The organism is Leuconostoc gasicomitatum LMG 18811 (assembly GCF_000196855.1).
In the GTDB taxonomy this organism is placed as follows: domain Bacteria; phylum Bacillota; class Bacilli; order Lactobacillales; family Lactobacillaceae; genus Leuconostoc; species Leuconostoc gasicomitatum.
In genome coordinates this window covers 1,155,730-1,181,996 of sequence record NC_014319.1, presented here as the reverse complement: position 1 = coordinate 1,181,996, position 26,267 = coordinate 1,155,730, and the positions used below count along the sequence as shown (strand labels likewise).

The 26,267-nt window shown below is 37.6% G+C and carries 19 protein-coding genes and 1 riboswitch; of the genes, 16 read left to right on the top strand and 3 right to left on the bottom strand.

Features of this window, described 5'->3' with window-relative positions:
• The 6 genes from LEGAS_RS05730 to pgmB all read left to right on the top strand — a co-directional run bounded on the left by LEGAS_RS05730 (position 1) and on the right by pgmB (position 7,560).
• The gene (locus LEGAS_RS05730) at positions 1-849 is read left to right on the top strand and encodes a sugar ABC transporter permease (RefSeq protein WP_010383210.1); all 849 of its coding nucleotides are present in this window, start codon (positions 1-3) and stop codon (positions 847-849) included.
• A gap of 62 nt (positions 850-911) precedes the next feature.
• Positions 912-1,907 (top strand): LacI family DNA-binding transcriptional regulator, encoded by a 996-nt coding sequence (locus LEGAS_RS05725; RefSeq protein WP_010383208.1) that lies wholly within the window; start codon positions 912-914, stop codon positions 1,905-1,907.
• The gene (locus LEGAS_RS05720) at positions 1,901-2,857 is read left to right on the top strand and encodes a LacI family DNA-binding transcriptional regulator (protein WP_013231684.1); all 957 of its coding nucleotides are present in this window, start codon (positions 1,901-1,903) and stop codon (positions 2,855-2,857) included. Before LEGAS_RS05725 ends, LEGAS_RS05720 begins: the two co-directional genes overlap by 7 nt.
• 211 nt (positions 2,858-3,068) lie before the next feature.
• The gene (locus LEGAS_RS05715; protein ID WP_010383202.1) at positions 3,069-4,421 is read left to right on the top strand and encodes an SLC45 family MFS transporter; all 1,353 of its coding nucleotides are present in this window, start codon (positions 3,069-3,071) and stop codon (positions 4,419-4,421) included.
• A gap of 51 nt (positions 4,422-4,472) precedes the next feature.
• Positions 4,473-6,743 carry a glycoside hydrolase family 65 protein gene (locus LEGAS_RS05710; RefSeq protein ID WP_013231683.1) on the top strand — a complete coding sequence of 757 codons (2,271 nt, stop codon included), beginning with the start codon at positions 4,473-4,475 and terminating at the stop codon, positions 6,741-6,743.
• 145 nt (positions 6,744-6,888) lie between these two features.
• Positions 6,889-7,560: a beta-phosphoglucomutase gene (gene pgmB, locus LEGAS_RS05705; RefSeq protein ID WP_010383199.1), complete on the top strand. Its 672-nt coding sequence runs from the start codon at positions 6,889-6,891 to the stop codon at positions 7,558-7,560.
• A 44-nt stretch (positions 7,561-7,604) separates the two neighbouring features.
• On the opposite strand, the gene LEGAS_RS05700 is transcribed toward pgmB, so the two are convergent.
• On the bottom strand, positions 7,605-8,597 hold the full coding sequence (locus LEGAS_RS05700) for a LacI family DNA-binding transcriptional regulator (RefSeq protein WP_010383197.1): 993 nt from the start codon (positions 8,595-8,597) through the stop codon (positions 7,605-7,607).
• A gap of 119 nt (positions 8,598-8,716) precedes the next feature.
• Between LEGAS_RS05700 and LEGAS_RS05695 the strand changes: the two genes are divergently transcribed.
• The 8 genes from LEGAS_RS05695 to LEGAS_RS05660 all read left to right on the top strand — a co-directional run bounded on the left by LEGAS_RS05695 (position 8,717) and on the right by LEGAS_RS05660 (position 19,910).
• Positions 8,717-10,393: a glycoside hydrolase family 13 protein gene (locus LEGAS_RS05695; protein WP_010383195.1), complete on the top strand. Its 1,677-nt coding sequence runs from the start codon at positions 8,717-8,719 to the stop codon at positions 10,391-10,393.
• A 104-nt stretch (positions 10,394-10,497) separates the two neighbouring features.
• On the top strand, positions 10,498-11,814 hold the full coding sequence (locus LEGAS_RS05690; RefSeq protein ID WP_373868502.1) for an MFS transporter: 1,317 nt from the start codon (positions 10,498-10,500) through the stop codon (positions 11,812-11,814).
• Positions 11,815-11,817: 3 nt separating this feature from the next.
• Positions 11,818-13,494: a glycoside hydrolase family 13 protein gene (locus LEGAS_RS05685; RefSeq protein ID WP_010387045.1), complete on the top strand. Its 1,677-nt coding sequence runs from the start codon at positions 11,818-11,820 to the stop codon at positions 13,492-13,494.
• A gap of 371 nt (positions 13,495-13,865) precedes the next feature.
• Positions 13,866-15,164 (top strand): histidine--tRNA ligase, encoded by a 1,299-nt coding sequence (gene hisS, locus LEGAS_RS05680; RefSeq protein WP_010387046.1) that lies wholly within the window; start codon positions 13,866-13,868, stop codon positions 15,162-15,164.
• On the top strand, positions 15,164-16,930 hold the full coding sequence (gene aspS / locus LEGAS_RS05675; RefSeq protein WP_013231681.1) for an aspartate--tRNA ligase: 1,767 nt from the start codon (positions 15,164-15,166) through the stop codon (positions 16,928-16,930). Before hisS ends, aspS begins: the two co-directional genes overlap by 1 nt.
• 133 nt (positions 16,931-17,063) lie before the next feature.
• Positions 17,064-17,930 (top strand): YitT family protein, encoded by an 867-nt coding sequence (locus LEGAS_RS05670; RefSeq protein WP_013231680.1) that lies wholly within the window; start codon positions 17,064-17,066, stop codon positions 17,928-17,930.
• Between the two features lie 92 nt (positions 17,931-18,022).
• Positions 18,023-18,844, top strand: coding sequence for a peptide-methionine (S)-S-oxide reductase MsrA (gene msrA, locus LEGAS_RS05665; protein ID WP_013231679.1), 822 nt, complete (start codon positions 18,023-18,025; stop codon positions 18,842-18,844).
• A gap of 13 nt (positions 18,845-18,857) precedes the next feature.
• Positions 18,858-18,948, top strand: a riboswitch (TPP riboswitch).
• Positions 18,949-19,268: 320 nt separating this feature from the next.
• Positions 19,269-19,910 carry a YcjF family protein gene (locus tag LEGAS_RS05660; protein ID WP_013231678.1) on the top strand — a complete coding sequence of 214 codons (642 nt, stop codon included), beginning with the start codon at positions 19,269-19,271 and terminating at the stop codon, positions 19,908-19,910.
• Between the two features lie 309 nt (positions 19,911-20,219).
• Here the strand turns inward: LEGAS_RS05660 and LEGAS_RS05655 are convergent, their stop codons facing one another.
• Together LEGAS_RS05655 and LEGAS_RS05650 are read right to left on the bottom strand one after the other, a co-directional pair.
• Entirely contained in the window at positions 20,220-21,623 is a 1,404-nt protein-coding gene (locus tag LEGAS_RS05655) for an amino acid permease (protein ID WP_013231677.1), read from the bottom strand.
• Positions 21,624-21,750: 127 nt separating this feature from the next.
• Positions 21,751-23,298, bottom strand: a complete 1,548-nt coding sequence (locus LEGAS_RS05650; protein ID WP_013231676.1) for a PucR family transcriptional regulator — start codon at positions 23,296-23,298, stop codon at positions 21,751-21,753.
• Between the two features lie 147 nt (positions 23,299-23,445).
• Here LEGAS_RS05650 and LEGAS_RS05645 point away from each other — a divergent pair, with 147 nt between their 5' ends.
• Together LEGAS_RS05645 and LEGAS_RS05640 are read left to right on the top strand one after the other, a co-directional pair.
• Positions 23,446-24,711, top strand: a complete 1,266-nt coding sequence (locus LEGAS_RS05645; protein WP_013231675.1) for an MFS transporter — start codon at positions 23,446-23,448, stop codon at positions 24,709-24,711.
• Between the two features lie 46 nt (positions 24,712-24,757).
• Positions 24,758-26,254 carry a carboxypeptidase M32 gene (locus LEGAS_RS05640; RefSeq protein ID WP_010389686.1) on the top strand — a complete coding sequence of 499 codons (1,497 nt, stop codon included), beginning with the start codon at positions 24,758-24,760 and terminating at the stop codon, positions 26,252-26,254.
• Positions 26,255-26,267: the final 13 nt, after the last annotated feature.

The following is a 26,267-nucleotide window of genomic DNA, read 5'->3' as shown; positions in this document are numbered from 1 at the left end:
ATGCATAGCATTAGAGGCGTAAAACGGCGAAATAAAATAATTTTGTACATTGCTTTATCTGCTATGGCATTTATATGGGTGATTCCAATTATATGGATTGTCCTCACGAGCTTTCGCGGTGAAGGTGGTGCTTTTGTAAATTATTTTTGGCCAAAGACTTACACACTTCACAATTACGTACAGCTGTTTACCAATAGTCAATATCCATTTGGCCGGTGGTTCTTAAATACGTTGTTTGTTTCTATTATCAGTGGAATCATTTCAACGATGCTCGTATTGTCAATGGCTTACTCTTTAAGTCGCTTAAAATTTAAAATAAAAGGCCCCTTTTTGAAAATTGCTTTGGTTTTGAACATGTTTCCTGGTTTTATGGCGATGTTTGCAATTTATTATATCTTGAAGGCAGCCGGTTTAACACAGAGTTTGTTTGCTTTGATTTTAGTATATGTTTCAGGCGCTGGACTTGCATTTTATATTCAAAAAGGTTTTTTCGATACGATTCCTTATTCATTGGATGAGAGTGCAATGCTTGATGGTGCTACAAAATGGGAAATTTTTACCAAAATAACTTTGCCACTGTCTAAACCTATCATTGTCTTTACAGCGTTGACAGCGTTCACTGGACCATGGATGGATTTTATTTTTGCTCAAGTTATCATGGGTGATAACGTTAAAAATTATACAGTTGCGATCGGATTATACTCGATGATGACTAAGGAAACAGCTAATTCCTTATTTATGAGTTTCGCTGCGGGGGCAGTGATCATTGCAATTCCAATTACAATTTTGTTTATTGTTTTGCAACGATTCTACGTTTCTGGTGTTACAAGTGGCTCAGTCAAAGGTTAAAAAAGATTGGGGCGTCAGTCCCAATCTTTTTCATGTTAAAATAACGTGTACAGGAGGTCGCTATGGTAACAATACAAGATATTGCAAATAAATCCGGAGTTGCTATTTCAACGGTTTCACGCGCGTTGGCTGATTCACCCAAAATTAGCGTTAAAACAAAGGAACGCATCAAAAAGATTGCACAAGACATGGGCTATACGCCCAATTTTGCAGCACGAAATTTAACACAGAGTGAAAGTAACACGGTGGGTGTCGTTTTTCAACCGCAAGCATCTGACAGTGCAGAAAATGACTTTGCAATGCAATTATTATTTGGCATTAATTCTCAACTCGTTGCCCGTCAATATTTATTGACTACAGCAACTGGTAGTAACTGGTCAGAAGTGTATAATGCCGTTAAAATGATGGTCGAGGCCGGTCAAGTACGTCGTTTTATACTGCTTTACACTGTTGAAAATGATCCGATTTCTGAATTATTACGAGAGAACAAAGCACGCGTCGTTGTTACTGGTGAGCCGGAGCAAGCCAATGATGTTTTATATGTTGACAATGATAATCGACGAGCTGGGGAAGAAGCGACTAGGCAGCTAGTATCGCAGTTTAATCTAAAAGCACCACTTTTCGTCCGCACTTTGTCTGATTGGCGTTACGAGCGCAATCGTGAAATCGGGTTTCATCTTGCGCAACCAGATGGACCAGTCTTATCACTACCAATTAATTTTCAAGCACAAAAACAAGTGTTGGAAAGCTACTTCGAATTGCATCACGAAATCGACGGTATTATTGCTAGTGACGACAAAATCGGTTATCTGGCACGTAATCAAGCACAAGCCCATTTGCCCACACACCCGAAGCTACCAACGATTGCTTTTAATCGTTCCGAATATGCACGACTTGGTGGTAAGAACTTTTATTCGGTTGATATGTTACCGCGTAGTTTAGGGAGTGAAGCGGTTCGATTATTGTTTAACGATCAGCGTTCTCTGCTGGAGCAAACTAAGGCAACAAGCGTGATTGTACCGTATCGTTTACCTGAATTTGGTGGCGATACATGGTGAATTTAAATGATGTTGCGCAAAAGGCGCATGTGTCAAAAATGACAGTTAGCCGAGTAATTAATCATCCGGATCAAGTATCACCTGAGCTGATGAGGCTAGTACAACAGGCAATTAAAGCCGTCGGCTATGTGCCAAATCAAGTGGCAAGAGCATTAGTCAACCAACGTCAATATGTCGTTCGTTTCTTACTTTTAGAAGATGTCTCAACTGTTGAACCGAATTATGCTAAATTATTGATTCGACTGGCTAACAATTTGCAGAAAAAAGGCTACACACTGGAAATTAGCTTGGATATTATGGCAGAAACACAAAGTATTGATGGGATAATTGTCAGCGGTTGGCGAACAGAAGATTTGTCAAAGTTGCAAGCCCTTGACGTACCAGTCACACTTTATGGCGCAGCGCCAACAAAGTGTCCCTTATCATCTGTTGACGTTGACAATCAAGCTGGTATTGAAAAAGCGACTGAATATATGTGGCGGCAGGGGTATCGTGATATTTATTATATTGGTTTATCATTAGATTTGCCCTTTGCTAGGCAGCGCGAAGCTGGGTACCGAGCAGTTATGGCAAAAAAAGACGGTCGTGTCAGCGTCTATCAAACCGAAAACCATGCTCACTTAGCGGACACGTTAGTAACGAACTTATTGCACAATTTTCAATTACCAACAGCGATTGTTTGCGCGACCGATCGTATTGCACTTGGTGTGTTACGTGCGGTCCAGCGTGTTTATCATATTCCGCGTGATTGTGGTGTAATCGGATTTGATGGGGTGTTCATTGATCAGCTTACCCAGCCACAATTGACTACTGTAAGGCAACCGTTTGCCTTAATTTCTGAAAAAATTGTGGCACAAATTATTTCTCAAATCGAATCCGAAATCATCTTAGAACCAAATAATATCAGCATTTCACCAGATATCGTTGTTCGAGAGTCAACAAGGTTGTGATGATGTTATCGTTAACATTGTGCAAACGCTTCCATTAATTATAAAAATGTTTTATACTATAAAATGTAAACGGTTACATGAATTGCTGTTCAAAAATATGTGTCCGATTTCTAATGAAGAAGATACAGTTTCATCGTGGATTGTTCATAGAATTGGTGCATTATTAGAGCAAACAAGTTGTGTGTCAAAATAATTTTTGGAGGAAGTAACTATGGCAGATAATCAAAAAGGGCGGGGATTGCCTAACTTGCCGCTGCGCACCATTTGGATGCTAAGTTTTGGATTTTTGGGTGTACAGATGGCGTTTTCATTGCAGAGTTCCCAAATGGGACGTATTTTTCAGACATTAGGTGCTGATCCTACTAAGTTAGGATTTTTCTTCATCCTACCGCCATTGGCAGGGTTGTTTGTTCAACCACTAGTTGGTTATTTCTCAGATCGCACTTGGACAAAGCGCTTTGGTCGTCGAATGCCTTATTTATTGGTTGGCGCTCTTGTGTCAGTTATCGTGATGTTCCTGTTGCCCAATTCAGGTAGTTTTGGCTTTTCAACTGCTGCTGGTTTGTGGTTTGGGGCGATCACGATCTTGTTCATGGATTTGAGTTCTAACGTTGCGATGCAACCCTTCAAGATGGTTGTTGGTGACATGGTTAATGAAAACCAAAAATCATACGCGTATTCAATTCAAAGTTTCTTATCTAATACAGGATCTGTGCTGGCAACAATTTTCCCATTCTTTCTGACCGCAATTGGTGTTGCTAATACAGCGCCTAAAGGTCAAGTGCCGGCATCAGTGATTATTTCATTTTACGTTGGTGCGATTGTCTTAGTTGTCTTTTCACTGATTGCAGTCTTTAACGTGAAAGAATACGATGATGCCACTTATGAGTTATATCATGGCTATGCTTTAAGTACACCAAATGATGGTGAGGGTGGCTTCTTGACTTTGTTAAAGCGCGCGCCAAAAACATTTTGGATGGTTACTTTGACTCAGTTCTTCTGCTGGATGGCATTCCAATATTTGTGGACATACGGTACTGGTGCTGTGGCAGACAATATTTTCCATGCCACTGATCCAACAACGGCCGGTTACCAAAATGGTGGAAACTGGTTTGGTATCATGTCAGCGGTTTATGCGATTGCGGCGGTCTTGTGGTCACTAGTCTTATCAAAAATTCCAGCAACCAAGAACAAAGCAGGTTATGCCTTGTCACTATTTTTGGGGGCTATTGGCTTCACATCAGTGTTCTTTATTCACTCACAGTATTTGTTGATTGGCTCATTTATTTTAATCGGTATTTCATGGGCAGGTATGATGGCGTACCCATTCATCATGGTAACCAACGCATTGCCTGGCGATCACATGGGTACTTATCTAGGATTGTTTAACGGTTCAATTTGCTTGCCGCAAATTGTAGCCTCGGTTGCTAGTTTTGCACTATTCCCAGCACTTGGTTCACATTTTCCATCAATGATCTTAGTATCCGGAATCTTAATGTTAATTGGTGCTGTTAGTGTGTGGTTTATCAATGAAATTCACAGTAATCCAGTAGATGCACAATAATGGCTAGCGCCGCAGCTGAGTATTAAAAAAATTGAAGAGGTAGAAAATCTTATGAAACGAATTTTTGAAGTTGATCCTTGGACAGTTACATCACATGATTTGAATTCTGAAGATAAACGTCTCCAAGAATCTATGACGAGTTTGGGCAATGAATACATGGGCATGCGTGGCATGTTTGAAGAGGTCTATTCTGGTGACACGCATCAAGGTATTTACGTTGGTGGTGTCTGGTTCCCAGATAAAACACGTGTTGGTTGGTGGAAAAATGGTTATCCACTTTACTTTGGAAAAGCTATCAATGCGCTAAACTACGTCAAAGCAGACATCTACGTTGATGGCAATCAAGTTGATTTAGCTAAGAATGATGTGACTGATTTTGAAGTATCATTAGATATGAAAAACGGTGTTTTGAATCGAGCGTTTACCGTGTTTGGCGTTACGTTTAAAATCACGCGCTTAGTTTCAGCAGCAGTAAAGGAATTGGCAGATATTCACTATGATTTGTTATCTGCTGATGGTCAAGCCCACCATGTTCGTTTTGATGCTAGTATTGATGCTGATGTTGTCAACGAAGATTCAAATTATGATGAAAAGTTTTGGCAAGTTTTGGACGCTGGTAATGGAACAAATTCATCATTTATAGCCACGCAAACGATCGAAAACGCATTCGGTGTACCGCAATTTACAGTTGTTGCGCGTCAGAGTTTTGTTGGCGGTGAAAAGCATGGTGTGAATCGCTCTGAAAAAGAAGTGACCGATAACTTTGACATTGAAGTGCCAGCCAAAAGTTCAGTTAGTTTTGAAAAGCGCGTGATTGTGACAACTTCACGTGATTATGATAGTCTAGTTCAAGTGATTAAAGCAGGCGAGACACTAACCGCAGGTATTGCGGCGCAAACATATGACGACATATACACAGCTCATGCGCAAAAATGGGCTCAACGATGGGAGAAAGCTGACGTTCAAATTGAAGGAGATAATGCGGCCCAACAAGGTATTCGCTTTAATTTATTTCAACTATTTTCAACCTACTATGGCAACGATCCTCGTTTGAACATTGGGCCAAAGGGCTTTACTGGCGAAAAGTATGGCGGTGCAACTTATTGGGATACAGAAGCCTTTGCGATTCCTGTTTATCTTGGTGTTGCTGATCCGTCTGTGACACGTTCGTTGCTACAATATCGTTTTGATCAGTTGGATGGTGCATTTCACAATGCCAAAGAACAAGGCTTAAAAGGTGCTTTGTATCCAATGGTGACTTTTGATGGTATTGAGTCACACAACGAGTGGGAAATTACATTTGAAGAAATTCACCGTAATTCTACGATTGCTTATGCCATTTATAATTATACAAATATCACAGGGGATCACTCATGGCTTGATGGTGATGGCGCACAAGTTTTGTATAATATTGCACGTTTCTGGGCAGATCGTGTCCATTATTCTGCACGAAACGATAAGTACATGATTCATGGTGTCACGGGTCCCAATGAGTATGAAAATAATGTTAATAACAATTTCTATACAAATTGGATGGCCAAGTGGGTTTTGCAATACTCACTTGAACACTATGATGAAATCAATGCTGATGAAAAGGCCAAGTTAGCTTTGACTGATGATGAATTAGCAAAGTGGCAAAAAATTGTTGATAAAATGTATTTACCTGAGGCTGATGTTGAAACCAAGACAGGTAAAAAGCATATCTTTGTCCAACATGATACCTTCTTGGATAAAGATTTGACACCAATTGCTGATATGCCACAAGATATTCGACCAATTAACCAAAATTGGTCATGGGATCGTATCTTACGTTCACCTTATATCAAGCAGTCTGACACATTGCATGCGATGTTTTACTTTCCAGATGCTTTCACAGAAGAAGAAAAGCGCAATAATTTTGAATTTTATGAACCATTGACGGTGCATGAGTCATCATTGTCACCATCTGTTCATTCAATTTTGGCAGCTGATTTGCAAATGGCAGATAAAGCAGTTGAAATGTACGAACGTGCAGCGCGTTTGGATTTGGACAACTATAATAATGACACAGCTGATGGGTTACACATTACGGCGATGACGGGTTCATGGTTGGCAATTGTGCAAGGATTTGCGGGTATGCGTGTACGTGATGATAAGCTTCACTTAAAACCATTTTTACCAAAAAATTGGACGAAATATGCATTTCGTTTGGTATTTCGTGGTCATGTATTGGAAGTATCAATTGATGAACAAGGGGCACATGTTGACTTGATTTCAGGTGAATCACTGGTAATTGATTTATCGGGTCAAGACGTGATGTTGACAGCCGACACTTTGTTTTGATATGCAACAATCATGGCAATGTTTTGCACTCTGGGGAAATAGTTTTGATGCTATCAATCATAGCTGTTTTGGTACACCGTATTGCCAGCTGATGAAACAAACTTATACAGCGACCTACCAAATTAAAAAAGTGAGGATAAATAAAATGACTCAATTTTCAGATATAAAAGGATTTGCTTTTGATTTAGATGGTGTCATCGCTGACACGGCACGTTTTCATGGGGAATCTTGGCATCAGACGGCGGATGAAGTTGGTACAAACTGGACACCAGAGCTAGCTGAAAGCTTGAAAGGCATTAGTCGCATGGCCTCGTTACAAATGATTTTAGATGCTGGCGACCATGCTGATGATTTTTCTCAAGCAGACAAAGAGGTGTTGGCAGAGAAGAAAAATCATAATTATCAGCAGTTAATTTCAATGTTGACTGAAGCAGATATTTTACCAGGAATGAAAGCATTTATTCAATCTGCAAAGGCAGCTGGATACAAGATGTCGGTGGCTTCAGCATCCAAAAATGCGCCAATGATCTTAGATCATTTGGGCTTGACAAGTTATTTTGTTGGTATCGTCGATCCGGGCACGCTGACAAAAGGTAAACCAGATCCAGAGATTTTCGTTCGCGCAGCTAGGGTACTGAATTTAGATTCAGAGCAGGTCATTGGATTAGAAGATTCAGCTGCTGGTATTGCCTCAATTAACGGTGCAGGTGAAACGTCATTGGCAATTGGTAACGTCACTGTTTTACGGAGTGCCGATTTAAACTTTAATTCAACCGCTGAAGTTACGCTAACAAGCATCGAAGCAAAAATGAAATAAATGATTAAAAAAACGCCAATGCAAATCGGCGTTTTTTTGCTATTTTATACAATTGTTGCCACTGTTCCACCTGAATTGAGGGTGATATCGGTAAAGATGACAGTATGTGGTGATAGTGACTGATCAGCAATATTAGTGACGGCTAATTCTCCCATTTTGGCGAAGTTTTGTTGAGTGGCCGTTAAAATGGGGCGCGTTAATTGAGTCAATTCTGTACCATCAACGGTTACAATCGATAAATCATTTGGCACGACGATATCAGCATCTTTTGCACCATTGAGCAAACCAATACTGATGATATCAGCTGACCCGATGACAGCAGTAAAAGGCAAAGGCGTTCCAAATTTTTTTATTGCATCTAGTCCCGTTTGATAAGCAGTTTCGACCCCCCAAATAAAATCCGGATTATAAGTAATGCCATGATCTGCTAAAGCGTCAATAAAACCTTGACGTCTTAAGACTGCGACAATGGGATCGGGATTAGAAGCGCCGATTAAAGCCATTTGACGGTGACCATGATCATATAAATAATCAACAATAGTGTGCATCATTGCATAGTTATCAGATGAAATAGACGGAATGACATTGTTGAGTTGGTTAGAAACGCTCAAAAGGTGTACGTCGGCACTTGTTAAAACATCAAAAACAGAATCTTCGATATCAACAGCGAGCATAACAACCGCTAATAATTGTCGAGAAAGCAGGGATTTAACGGTTTGAATTTGTTGTTGACTGTTTGTCTCAACAAAGGCGATTAACAATTCATAACCTAGTTCAAATGCTTTGTTTTGCATGCCCTTAATGATTTCATCAGCAAAATTGGTGTGTGTGGTCGGGACTAATACACCAATAACACGACTTTCTTTTTGCGACAGATCTGCAGCTGATTGGTTCTTGTAATAACCCATATCATTTGCTAATTGTCGAATACGTTGCGCTGTTTTCTCACTAAAACGCCCACGATTTGTCAAAATTCGTGAGACGGATGCTGCTGAAATACCAGCTTTATTTGCGATGTCTTTAATTGTGATAGTCATACCTCATATTATAACCTAAAATCTATTGACAAACACTGTGTAAGCGGTTACAATAATATTTGCGTAAACGTTTACTCAAATATAGTAAACAGGCTTATAGGCATAGTGAGGAAATGATAATGACACAGACAAAGTGGTGGCAAAAGGCAGTTGTCTATCAAATTTATCCACGCAGTTTTCAGGATAGTAATGGGGACGGCATTGGTGATATTCCGGGTATCATTCAACGCTTACCTTATTTGAAAAAATTAGGTGTACAGGTGATTTGGTTAAGTCCAATTTATCAATCACCAAATGATGACAACGGTTATGATATCAGTGATTATCAGAAAATTTTACCAGAATTTGGTACGATTGCTGATGTTAGAGAGATGCTGTTAGTTGCACATGAACTTGGTTTGAAAGTAATGATGGATTTAGTGGTTAATCATACATCTGATGAACATTATTGGTTTCAAAAAAGTTGTCAGTCTAAGACTAACGCGTACCGTGATTATTATATCTGGCGAGATCCAGTCAATGGACATGCACCAAATAATTGGTTATCTGATTTTGGTGGGTCAGCGTGGGAATATGATGCTAAAACAGCACAATATTACTTACATCTGTTTTCTAAAAAACAACCAGATTTAAATTGGGATAATCCAAAACTACGACAAGAAATTTACACAATGATGCAGTGGTGGTTGAATCAGGGCGTTGACGGTTTCCGTATGGATGTTATTAACTTGATTTCTAAGCGATCAGGGATGCCAAATGATCCAGAAGTTGCTGATGGTAATCATGGGTCTTCAATGGTATTTTCAGCAAATGGGCCAAATGTGCATCAATACCTGCAAGAGATGAACCAGCAAGTGTTGTCGAAACATAACATCATCACTGTGGGCGAAACGCCTGGTGTAACAACAAATGATGCAGTGAAATATGCTGGATTTGACCGGCATGAATTGCAAATGGTGTTTCAATTTGAACATACAGAGCTTGATAGTAGTCATGAAGGCTTGGGCAAGTGGAGTAATGAACGTGTTAATTTGGTGGATTTGAAACGTATTTTATCTAAATGGCAAACGAATTTATATGGGCAGGCTTGGAATAGTTTGTATTGGAATAATCATGATCGACCACGGGTAGTGTCACGATTTGGCAATGATTCAGAAGTGTATCGTGTTCAATCAGCTAAAATGTTGGCAGCAACACTTCACTTTATGCAAGGGACACCATATATCTATCAAGGTGAAGAAATTGGGATGACAAATATCACATTATCATCTATTGATCAATATCAAGACATTGATACGTTAAACGCTTATGATGATCTGGTTAGTCAAAAAAAACGTGTAACGCCTGAGCAAATGATGGCTTACATTCATCACTCTTCCCGTGATAATGCGCGCACACCAATGCAATGGGATAACACCAAAAATGCTGGTTTTACTACTGGAAGTCCTTGGTTACCCGTTAATTCTAATTACCAAACGATAAATGTATCTGATACGTTTTCTGACAGGGAATCAATTTTTTATTTTTATAAAAAATTGATTGCTTTGAGACAACAATTGCCGATTATAACAACCGGTCGTTATGAAGTATTAGATTTAGAGGACGAATTTGTTTATGCTTACAGACGGATTGGCAAAAATTCACAGTTGTTGGTAATCAGTAATTTTTCAGATCAACCGCAAATACGACACTATAATTTTGGCACAATCACGTCATTGATCATTGGTAATTATAAAGATGATGCAGGTGATATTTTAAGAGCTTATGAAACGAAAGTTTATTTGATTGAAATGTAAACGGTTACTTTAAAAGTGATTACGTGTTAATCACTTAACGAAAGAGAGTGAATATTTTGAATAACAACATACAAAAAAAGGGTCAACTACCAAAACTCACTAGTATGCAATTGTTTTTAATGACATTTGGTTATGCTGGTGTACAAGTTGCTTTTTCAGTTCAAACTGGTAACATGGGCAGAATATTTCAAACGTTAGGAACTGATCCAACTAAGTTAGGATTTTTCTTCATTCTGCCACCATTAGCTGGCATGATAACACAGCCGTTAATTGGTTTATTTTCAGATAAAACATGGCTCCCAAAACTAGGGCGACGCATACCTTACCTGATTGGTGGTTGTGCAGTATCAATTGTGGTGCTATTATTATTGCCAAATACAGGTTCGTTTGGCTTTGGTTATGGTTCAATGACAGCTTTATGGTTTGGTGCAGTCACTGTATTATTTATGGATTTATCTGCAAATGTGTCTATGCAACCATTTAAAATGATCATTCCAGATATGGTTAGTGAGCAGCAAACAGATAAAGCATGGACACTACAGAATATGTGGGGCAGTTTAGGCGGCGTTATTGCCTTTATATTTCCATTTGCTTTAACAATTTTTGGTATTTCTAATACGGCGGCTCGTGGCGTTGTACCTGATTCAGTCAAAATATCATTTTATGTTGCAGCAGCTATTTTGCTGCTATCTACAATATTTACTGTTATCAATGTGAAAGAATATGATCCAGAGACACTGGCCTATTACCACGGTATCACAGCTAATAACGAAAAACGTGATTCATTTGTCGATATCTTAAAACATGCCCCTAAGGTATTTTGGACATTAGGTATCGTAGAATTCTTTGTTTGGTTTGGCATTCCATATATGTGGACTTACTCTACTGGTGCTTTATCGGAAAATATTTGGCACGTATCAGATCCGGCGTCTGCTGGATATCAAGCAGCTGGAAATTGGTTTGGTATATTACAGGCAGTCTATTCAGTAGTGGCGATATTAATTGGTATTTTTTTCCAACATCTCAATAAAAAAACTCGCAAATGGGCTTTTTTCTTTAGTTTACTGGCTGGTGGAATTGGCTTTATAGTTGTCGCATATGGACATACACATATATCATCATTAGTTGGATTTGTATTAATAGGTATTGGGTGGATTGCCATTATTTCTATACCCTTTACGATATTAACTAATGCTTTAAATGGCAAACATGATGGTATCTATCTAGGATTATTTAATTGCTTCATATGCATTCCCCAAATAGTCGCTTCAATTGCAAGTTTTGTTATTTTCCCACTTGTCGGCCAATCAATGGCACATATGTTGGCTATTGCTGGTGTGACTTTAATAATTGGCGGATGCTTAATTTGGATAGTTAAAGAAGATGAGTCAAAAACGGACAGAATAAAAAAAGGAATATAAATCATGACAAAGAACATTAAATGGTGGCAAAAAGCAGTGGTGTATCAAGTTTATCCGCGCTCATTTCAAGATGCAAATGGGGATGGTATTGGTGATTTACAGGGAATTGAGCAGCGATTAGATTATATCGAAAAATTAGGAGCAGACGTTATTTGGTTGAATCCAGTATATGCGTCACCTGACAAAGATAACGGTTACGATATTTCCGATTATGAAGATATTAATGCTAAATTTGGTACGATGGTAGATTTTGATCGTTTACTTAGTAAGGCACATGCTAAGGGGATTAAAATTTTAATGGATTTAGTGGTTAATCACACTTCTGATCAACATCAATGGTTTATTGAGAGCCGATCATCTAAAGATAATGATAAACGAGATTTTTATATTTGGCGTGATCCTGTTGACGGCCATGAACCAAACAATTGGGGATCATTCTTTTCAGGTCCTGCTTGGAAATACGATGAGAGCACTGGTCAATACTATCTTCATTTATTTGTTGAAGGACAACCTGATTTAAATTGGGTTAATACGAAGGTGCGCCAATCTGTTTTTGACATGATGAATTTCTGGGTTGATAAGGGGATTGATGGTTTCCGAATGGATGTTATCTCATTAATTTCCAAACCTGATGGTTTACCAGATGGTGATGTTCCTTCAGGTGGGACGTATGGCAATTCTGACAAAGCAGTAGCAAATGGCCCATATGTTCATGATTATTTAAAAGAAATGCGTCAGAAAGTATTAAATCGTGCTGATATGATGACAGTTGGTGAAGCGTCAGGTGTTGATATCAGTAACGCGATTAAGTACGCTGATAATGATGCTTCTGAATTGAACATGGTCTTTCAATTTGAACACATGGGGTTAGATAATAATCCCAATCCAGCACTTGGTAAATGGTATGATAAAAAAGTTTCGTTAATTGATTTAAAAGAAAATTTATCCAAATGGCAAAATAAATTGGCGGGGAAAGCATGGAATTCATTGTATTGGGATAATCATGATCAACCACGTGCCGTTAGTCGATATGGTAACGATAAGCCAGAATATCGTGAAGTATCAGCTAAAATGGTAGCGACACTATTGCATTTTATGCAAGGAACTCCTTATATTTATCAAGGTGAAGAAATTGGGATGACAAATGCGTATAATTTAAAGCGCTCTGATTTTGATGATATTGAGATAAAAAATGCATTTGAGTATTTAGTGGATAAAGATCATTTGATTGATGAGAAAACGATGCTATCTTATGTACATGCTAAAGGGCGAGATAACGCACGAACACCCATGCAGTGGGATGAAACAAAAAATGCTGGATATACCACCAGTACACCATGGTTAAAGTTAAACGATAATTATCAAGAAATAAATGTGAAACAAGCCTTATCAGATAGCCAATCGATTTTTTATTATTATCAAAAGCTAATACAATTGCGCCATGAGATGCCAGTGATTACAACAGGTGATTATGAGCTGCTGGACTCAAAAGATGATGAAGTTTATGCTTACCGACGACTTGGTGACGGTGAACAATTATTAATTATCAATAATTTCACAGATCAAAAATTAATACGTCAATTTGACGTACCAAGACAAGCAACTGTGCTGATTAGTAATTATGATGATGATCAAGGCGAACTATTACGGCCTTATGAGTCGAAAGTTTATTATTTTTAAGGGCGTAATCGTTTAAATGAATCATAGTTAACTTGACTTTATCATTAATTAAAGCTATGATTAAAACAATATTAAAGCCGATGAATTGGAAAAATTATAGTTTGGACAAGTAGAAATTTTGCGGATGATGCAAGCAAAACGATAACATGATTTGCGACACCTTGGAGGTCATTGTTGTTTAAGACAGTGCGTGGTTGCGCGATAAGCAGACCAAGCGATACATGAACTTGTATCGGAATTTAAGGTGGTACCGCGTAAAAACGCCCTTAACGAGAAGTCGTTAAGGGCGCTTTTTTCAGGTTAAATATTAAAATTTCAAAGGAGAATATGTTGCTATTCTAGTCCAATTTATCGTAGCAACGATTAAAAAAATGGCAAAACCAACATTTCAACGACCAAAGGGAACGGCTGACCTATTGCCGGATAATACATTACAGTGGCAACATGTCGAGAGTACCGCACGTTTGTTATTTGGCGATTATAATTTTAAAGAAATACGGACACCACTATTTGAAAATTTTGATGTCTTTTCACGATCAGCAGGAGATACATCCGATGTTGTGACAAAAGAAATGTACGACTTTCATGATAAGGGAGATCGTCATATTGCATTACGCCCTGAGGGAACCGCAGGTGTTGTGCGGGCATATGTTGAAAATAAATTATTTGGACCAGAATTTGATAAACCTTACAAGGTATATTATATGGGTCCAATGTTTCGTTACGAACGGCCGCAAGCTGGCCGTTTTCGTCAATTCCATCAAATTGGCGTAGAAGCGTTTGGATCAAAATCACCTGCCTTAGACGTTGAAATTATTGCAATGGCTGTCGATTTATTTCAGACGTTAGGTCTTAAAAATTTAAAAGTAGCCATTAATACTTTGGGTGATAAGTCATCACGAGTAGCTTATCGTCAAGCATTGATTGATTATTTAAAACCACATTTTAACGAACTATCTACTGATTCACAAAATCGACTAGAACAAAATCCACTGCGTGTTTTGGATTCAAAAGATCCTCGCGATAAAATATTTGTCGCTGATGCGCCATCAATATTAGATTACTTATCAGAGGAAGCAACTAAACATTGGCAACAAGTACAGACAATGTTGCGTGCGTTAAACATAAATTATGACATTGATGCAACAATGGTTCGTGGCTTAGATTATTATAACGATACAATATTTGAAATTATGACAATTGATGACAACTTGAAAGGGGCTGCCACGATTGCTGGTGGTGGCCGTTATTCAGGACTAGTGGCAGAGTTTGGTGGGCCAGAAACACCTGGCGTAGGATTTGGTATTGGTATGGAACGTTTGATCGGATTACTTAATGCGCAAAATAGCGCACCAATAGTTGATGACAAGTTAGATTTTTATGTGGTTAATATTGGGGATGGCACTGATGTTGTGGCTATGCAAACTGTGCAAGCTATTCGATCATTTGGCTATGTTGCAGAACGCGATTACCTTGGTCGTTCTGCAAAGGCACAGTTTAAAAGTGCAGATCGTAACCATAGTAAATATGTTGTAACCATCGGTGACCAAGAATTAGTTAACAATACTGCTAATGTCAAGGACATGGCAACTGGCTACCAACAAACTGTCAAATTAGCAGATTTGTATACAAACTTACCTACAATCATCGCTTCAAAAGGAGATAAATAATGAAACGAACAACATACGCAGGATTAATAGATGAAAAATATCTTGGACAAACAGTTACTTTATCGGGATGGGTACAAAAGCGCCGTGATTTTGGGGATCTCATTTTTGTTGATTTACGTGATCGTGAAGGTATAGTGCAATTGACTTTTAGTGCGACTAATCAGATCGCTTTATCAGTGGCAGAAGAGATGCGTAGTGAGTATGTCATATCAATTACTGGTCTGGTTGTTAATCGAAATGATGATCAAGTTAACAATAAAATCAAGTCAGGAAAAATTGAAATTAATGTCACTGATGCCAAAATCTTAGCTACCTCAAAAACACCACCATTTTATATTGAAAATGGTGTTAATGCGAACGAAGAATTGAAATTAAAATACCGTTACTTAGACTTACGGCGTCCAGAAATGCAACAGAATTTACGCATCCGCTCAAAAATCATGTCAAGTGCTATGCACTTTATGGACCAAAATGACTTTATTAACATTGAAACACCAATCTTAGCTAAATCAACACCTGAAGGTGCACGAGATTACCTTGTGCCTTCAAGAATATTTCCTGGCTCATTCTACGCTTTACCACAATCGCCACAGTTATTTAAACAGCTTTTAATGGGTGCTGGATTTGATCGTTATTTTCAAATTGCACGCGCTTTTCGTGATGAAGATTTAAGAGGTGATCGTCAACCAGAATTCACGCAAATGGATATCGAAACTTCTTTTATGTCGGCAGATGAAATTCGTACTTTAGTAAACGCATGGGTTAAGACAATGATGCATGATGTTGTGAACTTTGACCTTGATACAGCAAAAATCCCAACGTTGACTTGGCAAGAATCAATGGATAGATTTGGGACTGACAAACCTGATCTACGTATTGCTTATGAACTAAAAGATCTATCATCCATTGTCAAAACATCAGATTTTGGTGTCTTTACCAATGCAATCAAGGCAGGTGGGGTTGTTAAAGCCATCGCTGTTCCAGGTGGTGCTGACAAATATTCACGCAAAGGCCTTGACAAATTAGCACAGTACATTGAACGCTTCGGAGCCAAAGGTTTGGCTTGGTTAAAAGTGACTGACGAGGGACTTAAAGGACCAATTGCAAAGTTTTTTCCAGAGGGAAATGATTTAATTCATGCAACTGGTGCAAAAGTTGGTGATTTATTATTGTTTGGTGCAGGTCGTACGGATATTGTTGCGGCAACATTGGATTATTTACGTCGTCAAACGGCCAAAGATTTAGAATTAGTTAATCAAGAAAATGCATGGGCTTTTGCTTGGATTGTTGACTGGCCATTATTTGAGTATTCTGAAGATTTTGATCGTTGGATCGCAGCACATCATCCATTTACAATGCCAAACGAAGAAGATCTTCATTATTTGGACGAAGGGGAGGACCCACATCAAGCGCATGCGCAAAGTTATGACTTAGTTTTGAATGGCTATGAACTAGGATCTGGTTCAATTCGTATTCATAATATGGCTATCCAAGAAAAGATGCTCAAAGCGCTTGGATTTACGCCTGAAGCGGCTCATGAGGCTTTTGGTTTCCTACTTGAAGGCATGGATTTTGGTTTTCCACCAATGGGCGGCATTGCCCTTGGATTAGATCGTTTAGCCATGTTACTAGCAGGACAAGAAAATATTCGAGAAGTCATTGCTTTTCCTAAAAACTCACGTGCAACTGAACCTATGACGCAAGCACCTATGCCTGTAGATGGCAAACAATTGAATGATCTTGGATTATTTGTGCCAGAAAATTAATCAGTAAAATATAAAAATGTTATAATAATATAATCGATGTATTATAAATTAAAATTATATTTTTCTATTACCAATCTATTAAACAGTTCAAAATACGTTATTTAAAAGGGATGTACGAGTAAGTACAAAAATCATGCAAAAATTTTTCCATAATTTTATGAAACATCGTTATACTGGCCGTGTTGGTGGCGCAATATTTTATGCTGTGATTGTTGCCGTTGCTATGAACTATTTTTGGCGACCAGGGCACATTTATTCGTCTGGTTTTACGGGATTTGCGCAACTAGTTTCAACATTGACAGGTGGCAAGATTCCTGTTGCGTTAGCGCTGGCGTTGGTTAATTTACCTATGTTAATAATTGCTTGGTGGCAATTATCATGGCGTTTTGCAACCTTTACAACGTTAGCTGTATTATTAAGTGCGGCGTTAATGCCACTATTTGATACTACACGTGTATTAACACCTGATCCGTTAATTAATGCACTGTTTGGTGGTGCTTTAAATGGTATGGCAGTTGGGACAGCATTAAGATATGGTGTAGGTACTGGCGGTCTTGATGTTATCGGGCTGCTAGTTAAAAAAAAGTTTGGCCTTAAAATGGGACCAGTCAACCTAGGATTTAACGCGTTGATTATGATTGGCGCTGGTTTAACTTATGGCTGGAAATATGCACTTTACTCTATTGTCGGTGTTATTGTGAGTTCGCGGATGATTGATGCCTTCTTTACACGGCAACAGCAGATGCAGGTAATGATTATCACGACAAAACCTGAGGAAATGGTACAAGGCATTTATGACAAAATGCGTCGTGGTGTGACGATTATCAATGATGCACATGGTGGTTACACTGGTGAAGATCGTGCGGTGTTATTAACTGTTATCACGCAACAAGAACGTTTTGAATTACGAGAAGCGATTAAGTCTGTTGACGATCATGCTTTCTCATCAACTTGGAAAATTGAACATACGGTTGGCCGCTTTTATGAACCAGAATTATAAAAATAATTAAGGTATTGATCGAACTAGTTTGAAAATAATTATCGTTTGAACGATTAAATATATTAAAAATTAGTATACAGGTGGTGTGACAAATGCGTTTAAATCCGGATGATATACAACAAGAAATCTATAATTTAATTCTGAACCCAGCTACAAGGGAGTGGGAACGTGAATTGCTAGTACAGGCAAAAAATGGGCAATCTGATGTTAGCTTTAGGGAACATCTTGACATACTTAATAATGGGCTTAAACCTTTAGCTACAAGAAACAATTTAACGCCAGACGTGATGGATTTTTATTTAAAAATAAATGGGGAACCACAAACAGATTCAAGAGATAAACTAGCATTGCATACTGCACCAAATCCACCGTATCAAGAGCGGGCAATTTTTGCTGGTGGCTGTTTTTGGTGTATGGTGGAGCCATTTGATACGCGTCCTGGTATAGTTGCTGTTATTTCTGGCTATACAGGTGGTAATTGGAAACAGCCAACATATGATCAAGTTGTTGGGCAATATACTGGGCATGTTGAAGCGGTTGAAATATTGTTTGATACACGCTTGATAACATACCAACAGCTAGTTGACATTTATTGGCAATTGATTGATCCGACTGATGATTTAGGTCAAGTTGATGATCGCGGTGAGAACTATCGACCTGTTATTTTTGTAAATGATGAGAAACAACGGCAAATTGCTGAGCAATCCAAAGAAGCTGTTATTGCGTCACATCGTTACTCCAAACCGATTGTTGTAGGAATAGAAAACGCGACAACATTTTGGCCAGCTGAAAATTTTCACCAAGATTTTTATAAAAAAAATAAAATACGTTATCGCAAAATAAAACAGTCACGACAATTGTATTTTCTCTCACAACGCCTAACTAATAGGATTCATAAGCTATTTAGAAAATAATACGGTTGATGTGATTATGCACTAGGGGCGCCGATATTGGCTGAGAAGAACTCTTTAAATCTGAACCAGATTATACTGGTGCAAGAAAGTGCGATATTAATGATTTTTTAGGTGGTATTTTTCTCTGATTATGAGAAAAATACTTTTTTATTGCCTTAAAAATGACGTGATGAACTAAATAATAATTACTAGGTGTCATAATGATTGCGATGCTGTACTTCTGTCCCTTTGAATCTGATTTGATTAATGCTAGCGTAGTAAAATAAACACAAATATTGTGTATTTAATTAATCAGGTGCAGTAGTCATTCAAAAAAAACAGTTATTTAAAACAAAAATGTTGAGATGATTGTACCAAATGTGGTAAATTTAATGTTGAAATAGGTCATTTTTTGTTATTGATAATTTAAAGAGAGCAGGCATGTATGATTAAAAATCATCAAAAAAATCAAGATGAAGTTAACTCAGATGAAGCAGTCTTTGAATCGTTTTTTTCAGATGTATTGAGGAAAATGCCAGCGACAACTGCAAAAATTATGCAACAGACCTTTAATGAATCTAGGGTTAAAGCTGAAAAAATAGTGTTTAATAGTAGGCATCAAGTTGAACGCCGTTTTTCAGAATTTCTAGATGGTGTAGATAATCAAACCAAAACAAAATGCCATCAAATTATTCATGCAGCAGCGCTAACTGCAGCAATTGTAGGGTGTTCACCAATACCATTTTCGGATGCCTTTTTGCTTGTCCCTATACAGCTCACAATGATGTCGCGATTACACAAATTATTTGGTCAATCTTGGTCGGCAAGTGTTGGGAAGAGCTTATCTAAAGAGCTTGTAGTAGTTGGCTTAGGTAGAGGTGCTGTTGGTAATATCATTAAATTTATTCCTGCTGTTGGGACTGTCACAGGAGCCGCAATTAATGCTTCTGTAGCCGTATCCATCACTGAGGCCTTGGGCTGGACAACTGTTAAAATGTTAAATGATGGCGAAGATTTATTTGAACAAGTGATGTCTTTTAGAGGTCAATTCAATATCTTGTTTAAAGCAATGCACAATTTAAAATAAACTTTTATCTGCTTATAAGAGGATGTGGCATAAATATTAAGTAAGTCATAGCTTATTTAATTGTGGATAAAAAAATTATATGTTGCTAATACACGATTAATAAATAAAAGTTATATGTGTATTTTCTATCTAATTAGGTAAGGAAAAGTAACACTGATATTGATCAACCAATTACCAAATTTGAATCAGTGATTGACTTTTTAGTATATATTGTCTCTTGCATGTGTATTGTAAATTCATCGTATGAAAATACCCGAAATGTTATATAACATTTCGGGTAAACAGTTTGCCATAAGTTAAAGTGCAATATTACACATCAGCTGCTACGTTTGCAAACTTTCGGTGAGCTAAGTATCCAAAAACAAGGCTAAATATAACAGCGCCAATAGCGGATACGCGAGAATCGGATTGGAAGAATAAACTGAGATAAATAGCTAAAAAGAATAGTAATGTCAATGGACTTGTAAATTTGTATCCCGGCATTGTAAAGCCATCTGGTAGATAATCGGAGGATTCGCGAAATTTTCTATGTGCATACATTGTCATAGTGTAAACAATAATATACATGTTTGAAGAAATAGCTGTAATGAATCCAAAAGCTGAAGTGATTTGTGGTATAGCATTAATAACGGGCGATAGCAGGACTAAAATAGCGGTTAGTAGAATAGCATTGGCAGGAACACCATGTGTTGATATTTTTTTGAAGTGCGACATGATTGGTGTAGTAGAATCTTCCGCTAACTGGTAAAAATGTCGACCTGCAGAATATATTGCCGAATTTAAAGCTGAAGCAGCAGAAGTCAAGACCACGAAGTTAATGATGACAGCTGCTGCTCGTAGACCTGCTAGTTGAAATACCATGACGAAAGGACTTTGATCTGGCGTTTTTGCAATGACATGCCAGTTGATAATTGACATAATAATGGTCATCGCGCCTAAATAAAAAATTAAAATACGAATAATTATTGTATTTATAGCTTGTGGCAAAACGGCACGTGGATTTTGTGTTTCAGCTGTTGTGATGCCAACGAATTCCATACCTTGAAAGGCGAAGAAAACCATGGGAAAGGCAGAAATGAACATCCCTACACCATTAGGAAACATTGAAAAATTATGTGTGATATTGTTAAATGAGGCTATGGTATGGCCACCTGAAGCGGGTGCTTGAAAACCAGTAAAAATCAAAACTAAGCCAGTCACAATCATGGCAACAATGGCAATAATTTTAATCATTGCAAACCAGTACTCTGTTTCACCAAAATATTTAACAGAAATTAAATTAATTAAGGTTAAAATAGCTAAAAAAGCGATTTGTATAATCCAAGTTTGCCAATGTGGGAACCAAAATTTAACATAGGTTGAAACAGCTGTTAACTCGGCCATGGCGACGAAAACTAAACCAATCCAATATGACCAACCTGCGAAATAACCAGCACCAGGGCTAACATACTTGCTGATGAAAGAAACGAAAGTGTGTTGTGAAGGATCCGCATATAACATTTCTCCGATACCACGCATCATGAGGAAGAAAAAAGCGCCTAAGACAGCATAAACAATTAAAATTGAGGGGCCGGTACGGGCAATAGAATTACCAGCACCTAAGAAAAGTCCCGTTCCGATTGTACCGCCAATAGCGATCATTTGGACGTGCTTTTTTTTAAGACCACGTTTGGTACCATCTGCGTTTGTTGCTATGTTTGTATGTGTCATCATATAAATAAACCTCCCAATTTACAACGGGCTATGAAGATAGTCGTTGAAACCATATTATCATTTTAATCATTATTTACTCATTTAATAATCACAAAAAAATTAATCTGATTTGTGCATCATGCACAAATCAGATTAATAATAGCGCTAATTGAATATCTACAAGAACATCTGGCATTTCTAAGTCAACGCCTAATAAGTCACTAATACGTTTTAGTCGATAATTGATGGTGTTTCTGTGAACAAATAATGCTGTTGCAACTGCAGTTACATTTTGATGCAAAAATACATAGCTTTTTAGAGTTTCCAATAATTCTGTGTTCTTTAAAATACTACCTAACGTTTTCTCCACGAAAACGTCACTTTCTTGTTTTGGTAGTAGATCTAGGAGTTCTTGCGCATTTTTTGGTCGAAAACGCATAATTGGATGTTGGCTGGATGTTAATTTCAAAGCATTATTTGCTTGATCATATAATTCAGATAATTTATGAACAGATTTTGAAATTCTTGAGAAGCCCATTGTAAAAGGATAATTCAATTTTTTTTGTGTGTTTAGAAATTGAAACAATTGATTCAAAAATTGCCGTGTGTCAATATCTTCATTAATAAGTAGTACAAGTTGCTGACTATGTGAAAATGTTAGGACGGGTAGATGATGCTCTGAAATAAACCAACGTGTGAGTTGTTGTCGAATTTCAAATTGGTGCGATTCAATGATTGTATTTTGTTGGACAAAGTCTATTATGGCCACACGAAAACATTGTTTGTTGTCAATACTTTCATCGTGCAAATAATTATCTATGGCTGAGTCACTTAGGCCACCTTGCATGACATTCAAGAAAAATCCAGAACGGTTACGAAAGTCAGTCTCATTTAATAAATCTGTCCGAGAATTAGCAAGGCCTAAAGTATTCATGACTTGTTGCTGCCGCAACATTTGAAAATCTGATGGTTCTGATTCATTGACCACAAATGCAGCAAATGCTTTGTTTTCATTTAGCGCTGAAAAAATTGGTAAAATATCAATAATTTGATGATTAAATGCAATACGGGTTGGTGCTAATAAATTAAGATAATCGATGTCAGATTCATGACGCAAATAATGCGTTAAAAATTCACGTTGAGCAACCCACTCACTACTAGCATATAATGCTGTAAAATGAGAATCTAATAAGGCAAGTGGCGTTTTTAATACTTTAGCACTTTGATCAAGTAAATGTTGATAGGTAATATTTTGAGCGTTTAGATTTGATAATTGTTGATTAATGGCGATAATTTGTCTTAGTTCGGTATTTTGTGTTTCTAAGATGACCGCGGTGAGACGTTTAACTGTTAATGATAAAAAATCATCTGCCGGTGTCCAAAGTATAGGAATCGCTAATTTGTCTGCTAAAATGATGATGTCTGTTGGTAGTTCATAAATGTAACGGTCTAATTTAATAGCAATGCCACTTGCGTTTATGTCATGCATACCAATGATGAGATCGTGTAATAAATGAGAATTTTTAGTAAAATGAAAACCAGAGGTCACTAATAATTGACCTTCAAAAAGAAAATCATTAATATCAGGTGCATCTATCATACCAACTTGTGTGACATTACGAGATAAGCCATTAGCACCAGCAGCTACTTGGATACTGTGAAGTGAGGGATGTTTTAATATGTCAATTAGTTTCATTATTTTTAAACCTCATCATTTTATTGCTATTTTACCGTATTTGTCTATTATGCACAAGGGAGAAGAAAATATTGTGCAATGCGTATGAAGACGTTTATGTGATACCATGTTAAATTACGTCATAACAAGTTTTTAGGAGGATTGACTATGCGATCAGAAAAGAAGATTATTAGTAACGTTTTAAAGGGATCACTGGGAAATTTAATTGAGTGGTTTGATTGGTATGTTTATGCATCTTTTGCAATTTACTTTGCACCATCGTTTTTCCCGGCGCATGATAAAACAGCTGAGCTACTTAGCACAGCTGCTGTATTTGCAATTGGTTTTTTAATGCGTCCGTTAGGCAGTTTGGTTTTAGGAAAATATGCTGATCAACATGGCCGCCGCGCTGCATTAACGTTGTCAGTACTTATTATGGCAAGCGGTTCGTTTATTATTGCGCTAACACCAAGTTACGCTAAAATAGGTCTCTTTGCACCAGCTATTTTAATTTTAGCACGTCTGTTTCAAGGCCTATCTTTAGGTGGTGAATATGGGACATCTGCCACTTATTTATCTGAAATGGCTAGTGCAGGACATCGTGGATTTTATGCATCATTTCAGTATGTCACTTTGATTAGTGGTCAACTGATTGCTCTAGGTGTTCAAATTATTTTGCAAATGACGATGACTGAAGCAGCACTAACGTCATGGGGATGGCGTATACCATTCTTTATTGGCGCTTTGGGAGCACTTGTAGTTCTAATATTACGGTTGAGTATGGAGGAATCCGATCAGTTTATTGCCCAAAGCAAGAAAGCAAAAGGACGTTTACGTGATTTAATGCGCTATCCGAAAGCAGTTTTAACAGTTGTCGGTCTCACATTAGGTGGTACGATTGCTTTTTATACTTATACAACCTATTTACAAAAATTTATGATTAATTCAGTTGGTTTGCCAAAACAACAAGTTGCGTGGATTAATTTTGCAGCACTATTTATTTTTATGATTTTACAACCATTTGCAGGCGCACTTTCTGATAAGATAGGCCGCAAGCCGCTACTATTTTGGTTTGGTGGGTTAGGCACTGTATTAACGATACCAATCTTAACATTATTATCGCATGTTAAAAGCGGGTGGGCAGCTTTTGGCTTGATGATGGCTGGATTAATTATTGTCACAGGTTATACATCAATAAATGCTATTGTTAAAGCAGAAATGTTTCCAACAGAAATTAGAGCACTTGGTGTTGGTCTCCCTTATGGTCTAACGGTTGCTATCTTTGGTGGAACTGTTGAGTATGTCGCTTTATACTTAAAAAAAATAAATCACGAAAATTGGTTTTTTATTTATGTAACGTTGGTAATTGCGATTAGTTTAGCCGTTTATTGGCGAATGACAGATACAAAACATACTTCTAAATTAGATGAATAAATGATAAGATAATTATAAACAAACATTTAATTTATTAGGAGTGAGTATGACGACACAAAAAGATTTATTTGAATCAGTTAAGGAACAGACGCTACTGTTGCAATTGTCAGCACTTTCTGGGTGGGATGCTTTAACAGGTATGCCAAAAGATGCAGGGCATTTTCGAGCGGAAGTGGATGCTTATCTAGCTGAAAAGACCTTTCAGTTATCTACAGGTACTAAAAGAGAAAAGTTATTAATAAATTTAGAGGCAGACGGATCGACACTTGATGATTTAGGTCAACTTGTCCTTGAAAAAGCGCGCAAAGATTTCGATTTAACAGGTAAAATACCAGAAGAGGATTTTGTTGCTTTTCAAAAAACATTATCGCAAGCACAGGATTTTTGGGCACAAGCTCGGGAAGCCAATGACTATCAGATATTTAAACCCTATGTGGAAAAGATTATTGGTTATTTAAAACAATTTATACCACTTTGGCAAACAAATGAAAAAACACCGTATGATGTTTTGCTGAATCAATATGAACCTGGTTTGACAGTGGCTAAGTTGGATCATGTTTTTGAACAAGTAAAAAAAGGTGTGACTACGCTACGCCAACGATTGGTAGAATCTGGCAACATACCAGATGAGACTTTTTTGCATCGACGGGTAACAAAACAACATCAGAGTAACTATTCAATAGCAGCAGCTCAACGTCTAGGTTATAGTTTGGACAAGGGGCGATTAGATGATACGATTCATCCTTTTATGGAAGCACTAAATCGAGATGATGCACGAATTACCACGCGCTGGGATGAAAATAACTTTCAAATGGCAGTGCTTGGTATTTTACATGAAGCAGGGCACGGGTTATTTGAACAGAATGTTGATAGCAAGTATGATAATGCACGTGCTGTGCTCCCAATTAGCATGAGCATTCATGAGTCACAGTCATTATTCAATGAGGTCATGATAGGTCGCTCAAAGGAATTTTGGACAGCTGAATATCCTAAGTTACAAGCAGAAATTTCGCCAGCATTAGATGATATTGATTTTGATACTTTCTATAGTGGTTGGCTAAAAAGTGAGCCAACATTAATTCGTACTGAAGCTGATCCCTTGACATATCCATTGCATATTATTATCCGTTATGAAATTGAAAAAGCAATTTTTAATGACAATATTGATTTGGCTGAATTACCAGCACTTTGGCAAGCCAAATATAAAGAGTATCTTGGGCTGGACGTTCCTGATGATTTAACAGGTATCCTGCAAGATATTCATTGGGCTGGTGGTTCATTTGGCTATTTCCCGAGCTATGCGTTAGGCCATCTATATGCTGCTCAATTTAGAGCAACCATGATCAAAACCTTGGATTTCAAAGCCATCTTTAATTCAGGTGACTATTCACCAATTTTTAATTGGCGTAAAGAAAATATTTGGCGTCATGGTGGGGCTGTTGATCCCAATAAAATTTTAGAAGAAGTGACAGGCGAAACTCTTAATCCACAATATTGGTTGGACTTTATCACTGAAATATACGAGAATGCTTATGATTTATAAAAAATATTAGAAA

What these genes read in the sequence shown, in the direction of transcription:
- LEGAS_RS05730 (WP_010383210.1), top strand. Translation starts at nt 1, where the DNA reads ATGCATAGCATTAGAGGCGTAAAACGGCGAAATAAAATAATTTTGTAC.
- LEGAS_RS05725 (WP_010383208.1), top strand. Translation starts at nt 912, where the DNA reads ATGGTAACAATACAAGATATTGCAAATAAATCCGGAGTTGCTATTTCA.
- LEGAS_RS05720 (WP_013231684.1), top strand. Translation starts at nt 1,901, where the DNA reads ATGGTGAATTTAAATGATGTTGCGCAAAAGGCGCATGTGTCAAAAATG.
- LEGAS_RS05715 (WP_010383202.1), top strand. Translation starts at nt 3,069, where the DNA reads ATGGCAGATAATCAAAAAGGGCGGGGATTGCCTAACTTGCCGCTGCGC.
- LEGAS_RS05710 (WP_013231683.1), top strand. Translation starts at nt 4,473, where the DNA reads ATGAAACGAATTTTTGAAGTTGATCCTTGGACAGTTACATCACATGAT.
- pgmB (WP_010383199.1), top strand. Translation starts at nt 6,889, where the DNA reads ATGACTCAATTTTCAGATATAAAAGGATTTGCTTTTGATTTAGATGGT.
- LEGAS_RS05700 (WP_010383197.1), bottom strand. Translation starts at nt 8,597, where the DNA reads ATGACTATCACAATTAAAGACATCGCAAATAAAGCTGGTATTTCAGCA.
- LEGAS_RS05695 (WP_010383195.1), top strand. Translation starts at nt 8,717, where the DNA reads ATGACACAGACAAAGTGGTGGCAAAAGGCAGTTGTCTATCAAATTTAT.
- LEGAS_RS05690 (WP_373868502.1), top strand. Translation starts at nt 10,498, where the DNA reads ATGCAATTGTTTTTAATGACATTTGGTTATGCTGGTGTACAAGTTGCT.
- LEGAS_RS05685 (WP_010387045.1), top strand. Translation starts at nt 11,818, where the DNA reads ATGACAAAGAACATTAAATGGTGGCAAAAAGCAGTGGTGTATCAAGTT.
- hisS (WP_010387046.1), top strand. Translation starts at nt 13,866, where the DNA reads ATGGCAAAACCAACATTTCAACGACCAAAGGGAACGGCTGACCTATTG.
- aspS (WP_013231681.1), top strand. Translation starts at nt 15,164, where the DNA reads ATGAAACGAACAACATACGCAGGATTAATAGATGAAAAATATCTTGGA.
- LEGAS_RS05670 (WP_013231680.1), top strand. Translation starts at nt 17,064, where the DNA reads ATGCAAAAATTTTTCCATAATTTTATGAAACATCGTTATACTGGCCGT.
- msrA (WP_013231679.1), top strand. Translation starts at nt 18,023, where the DNA reads ATGCGTTTAAATCCGGATGATATACAACAAGAAATCTATAATTTAATT.
- LEGAS_RS05660 (WP_013231678.1), top strand. Translation starts at nt 19,269, where the DNA reads ATGATTAAAAATCATCAAAAAAATCAAGATGAAGTTAACTCAGATGAA.
- LEGAS_RS05655 (WP_013231677.1), bottom strand. Translation starts at nt 21,623, where the DNA reads ATGATGACACATACAAACATAGCAACAAACGCAGATGGTACCAAACGT.
- LEGAS_RS05650 (WP_013231676.1), bottom strand. Translation starts at nt 23,298, where the DNA reads ATGAAACTAATTGACATATTAAAACATCCCTCACTTCACAGTATCCAA.
- LEGAS_RS05645 (WP_013231675.1), top strand. Translation starts at nt 23,446, where the DNA reads ATGCGATCAGAAAAGAAGATTATTAGTAACGTTTTAAAGGGATCACTG.
- LEGAS_RS05640 (WP_010389686.1), top strand. Translation starts at nt 24,758, where the DNA reads ATGACGACACAAAAAGATTTATTTGAATCAGTTAAGGAACAGACGCTA.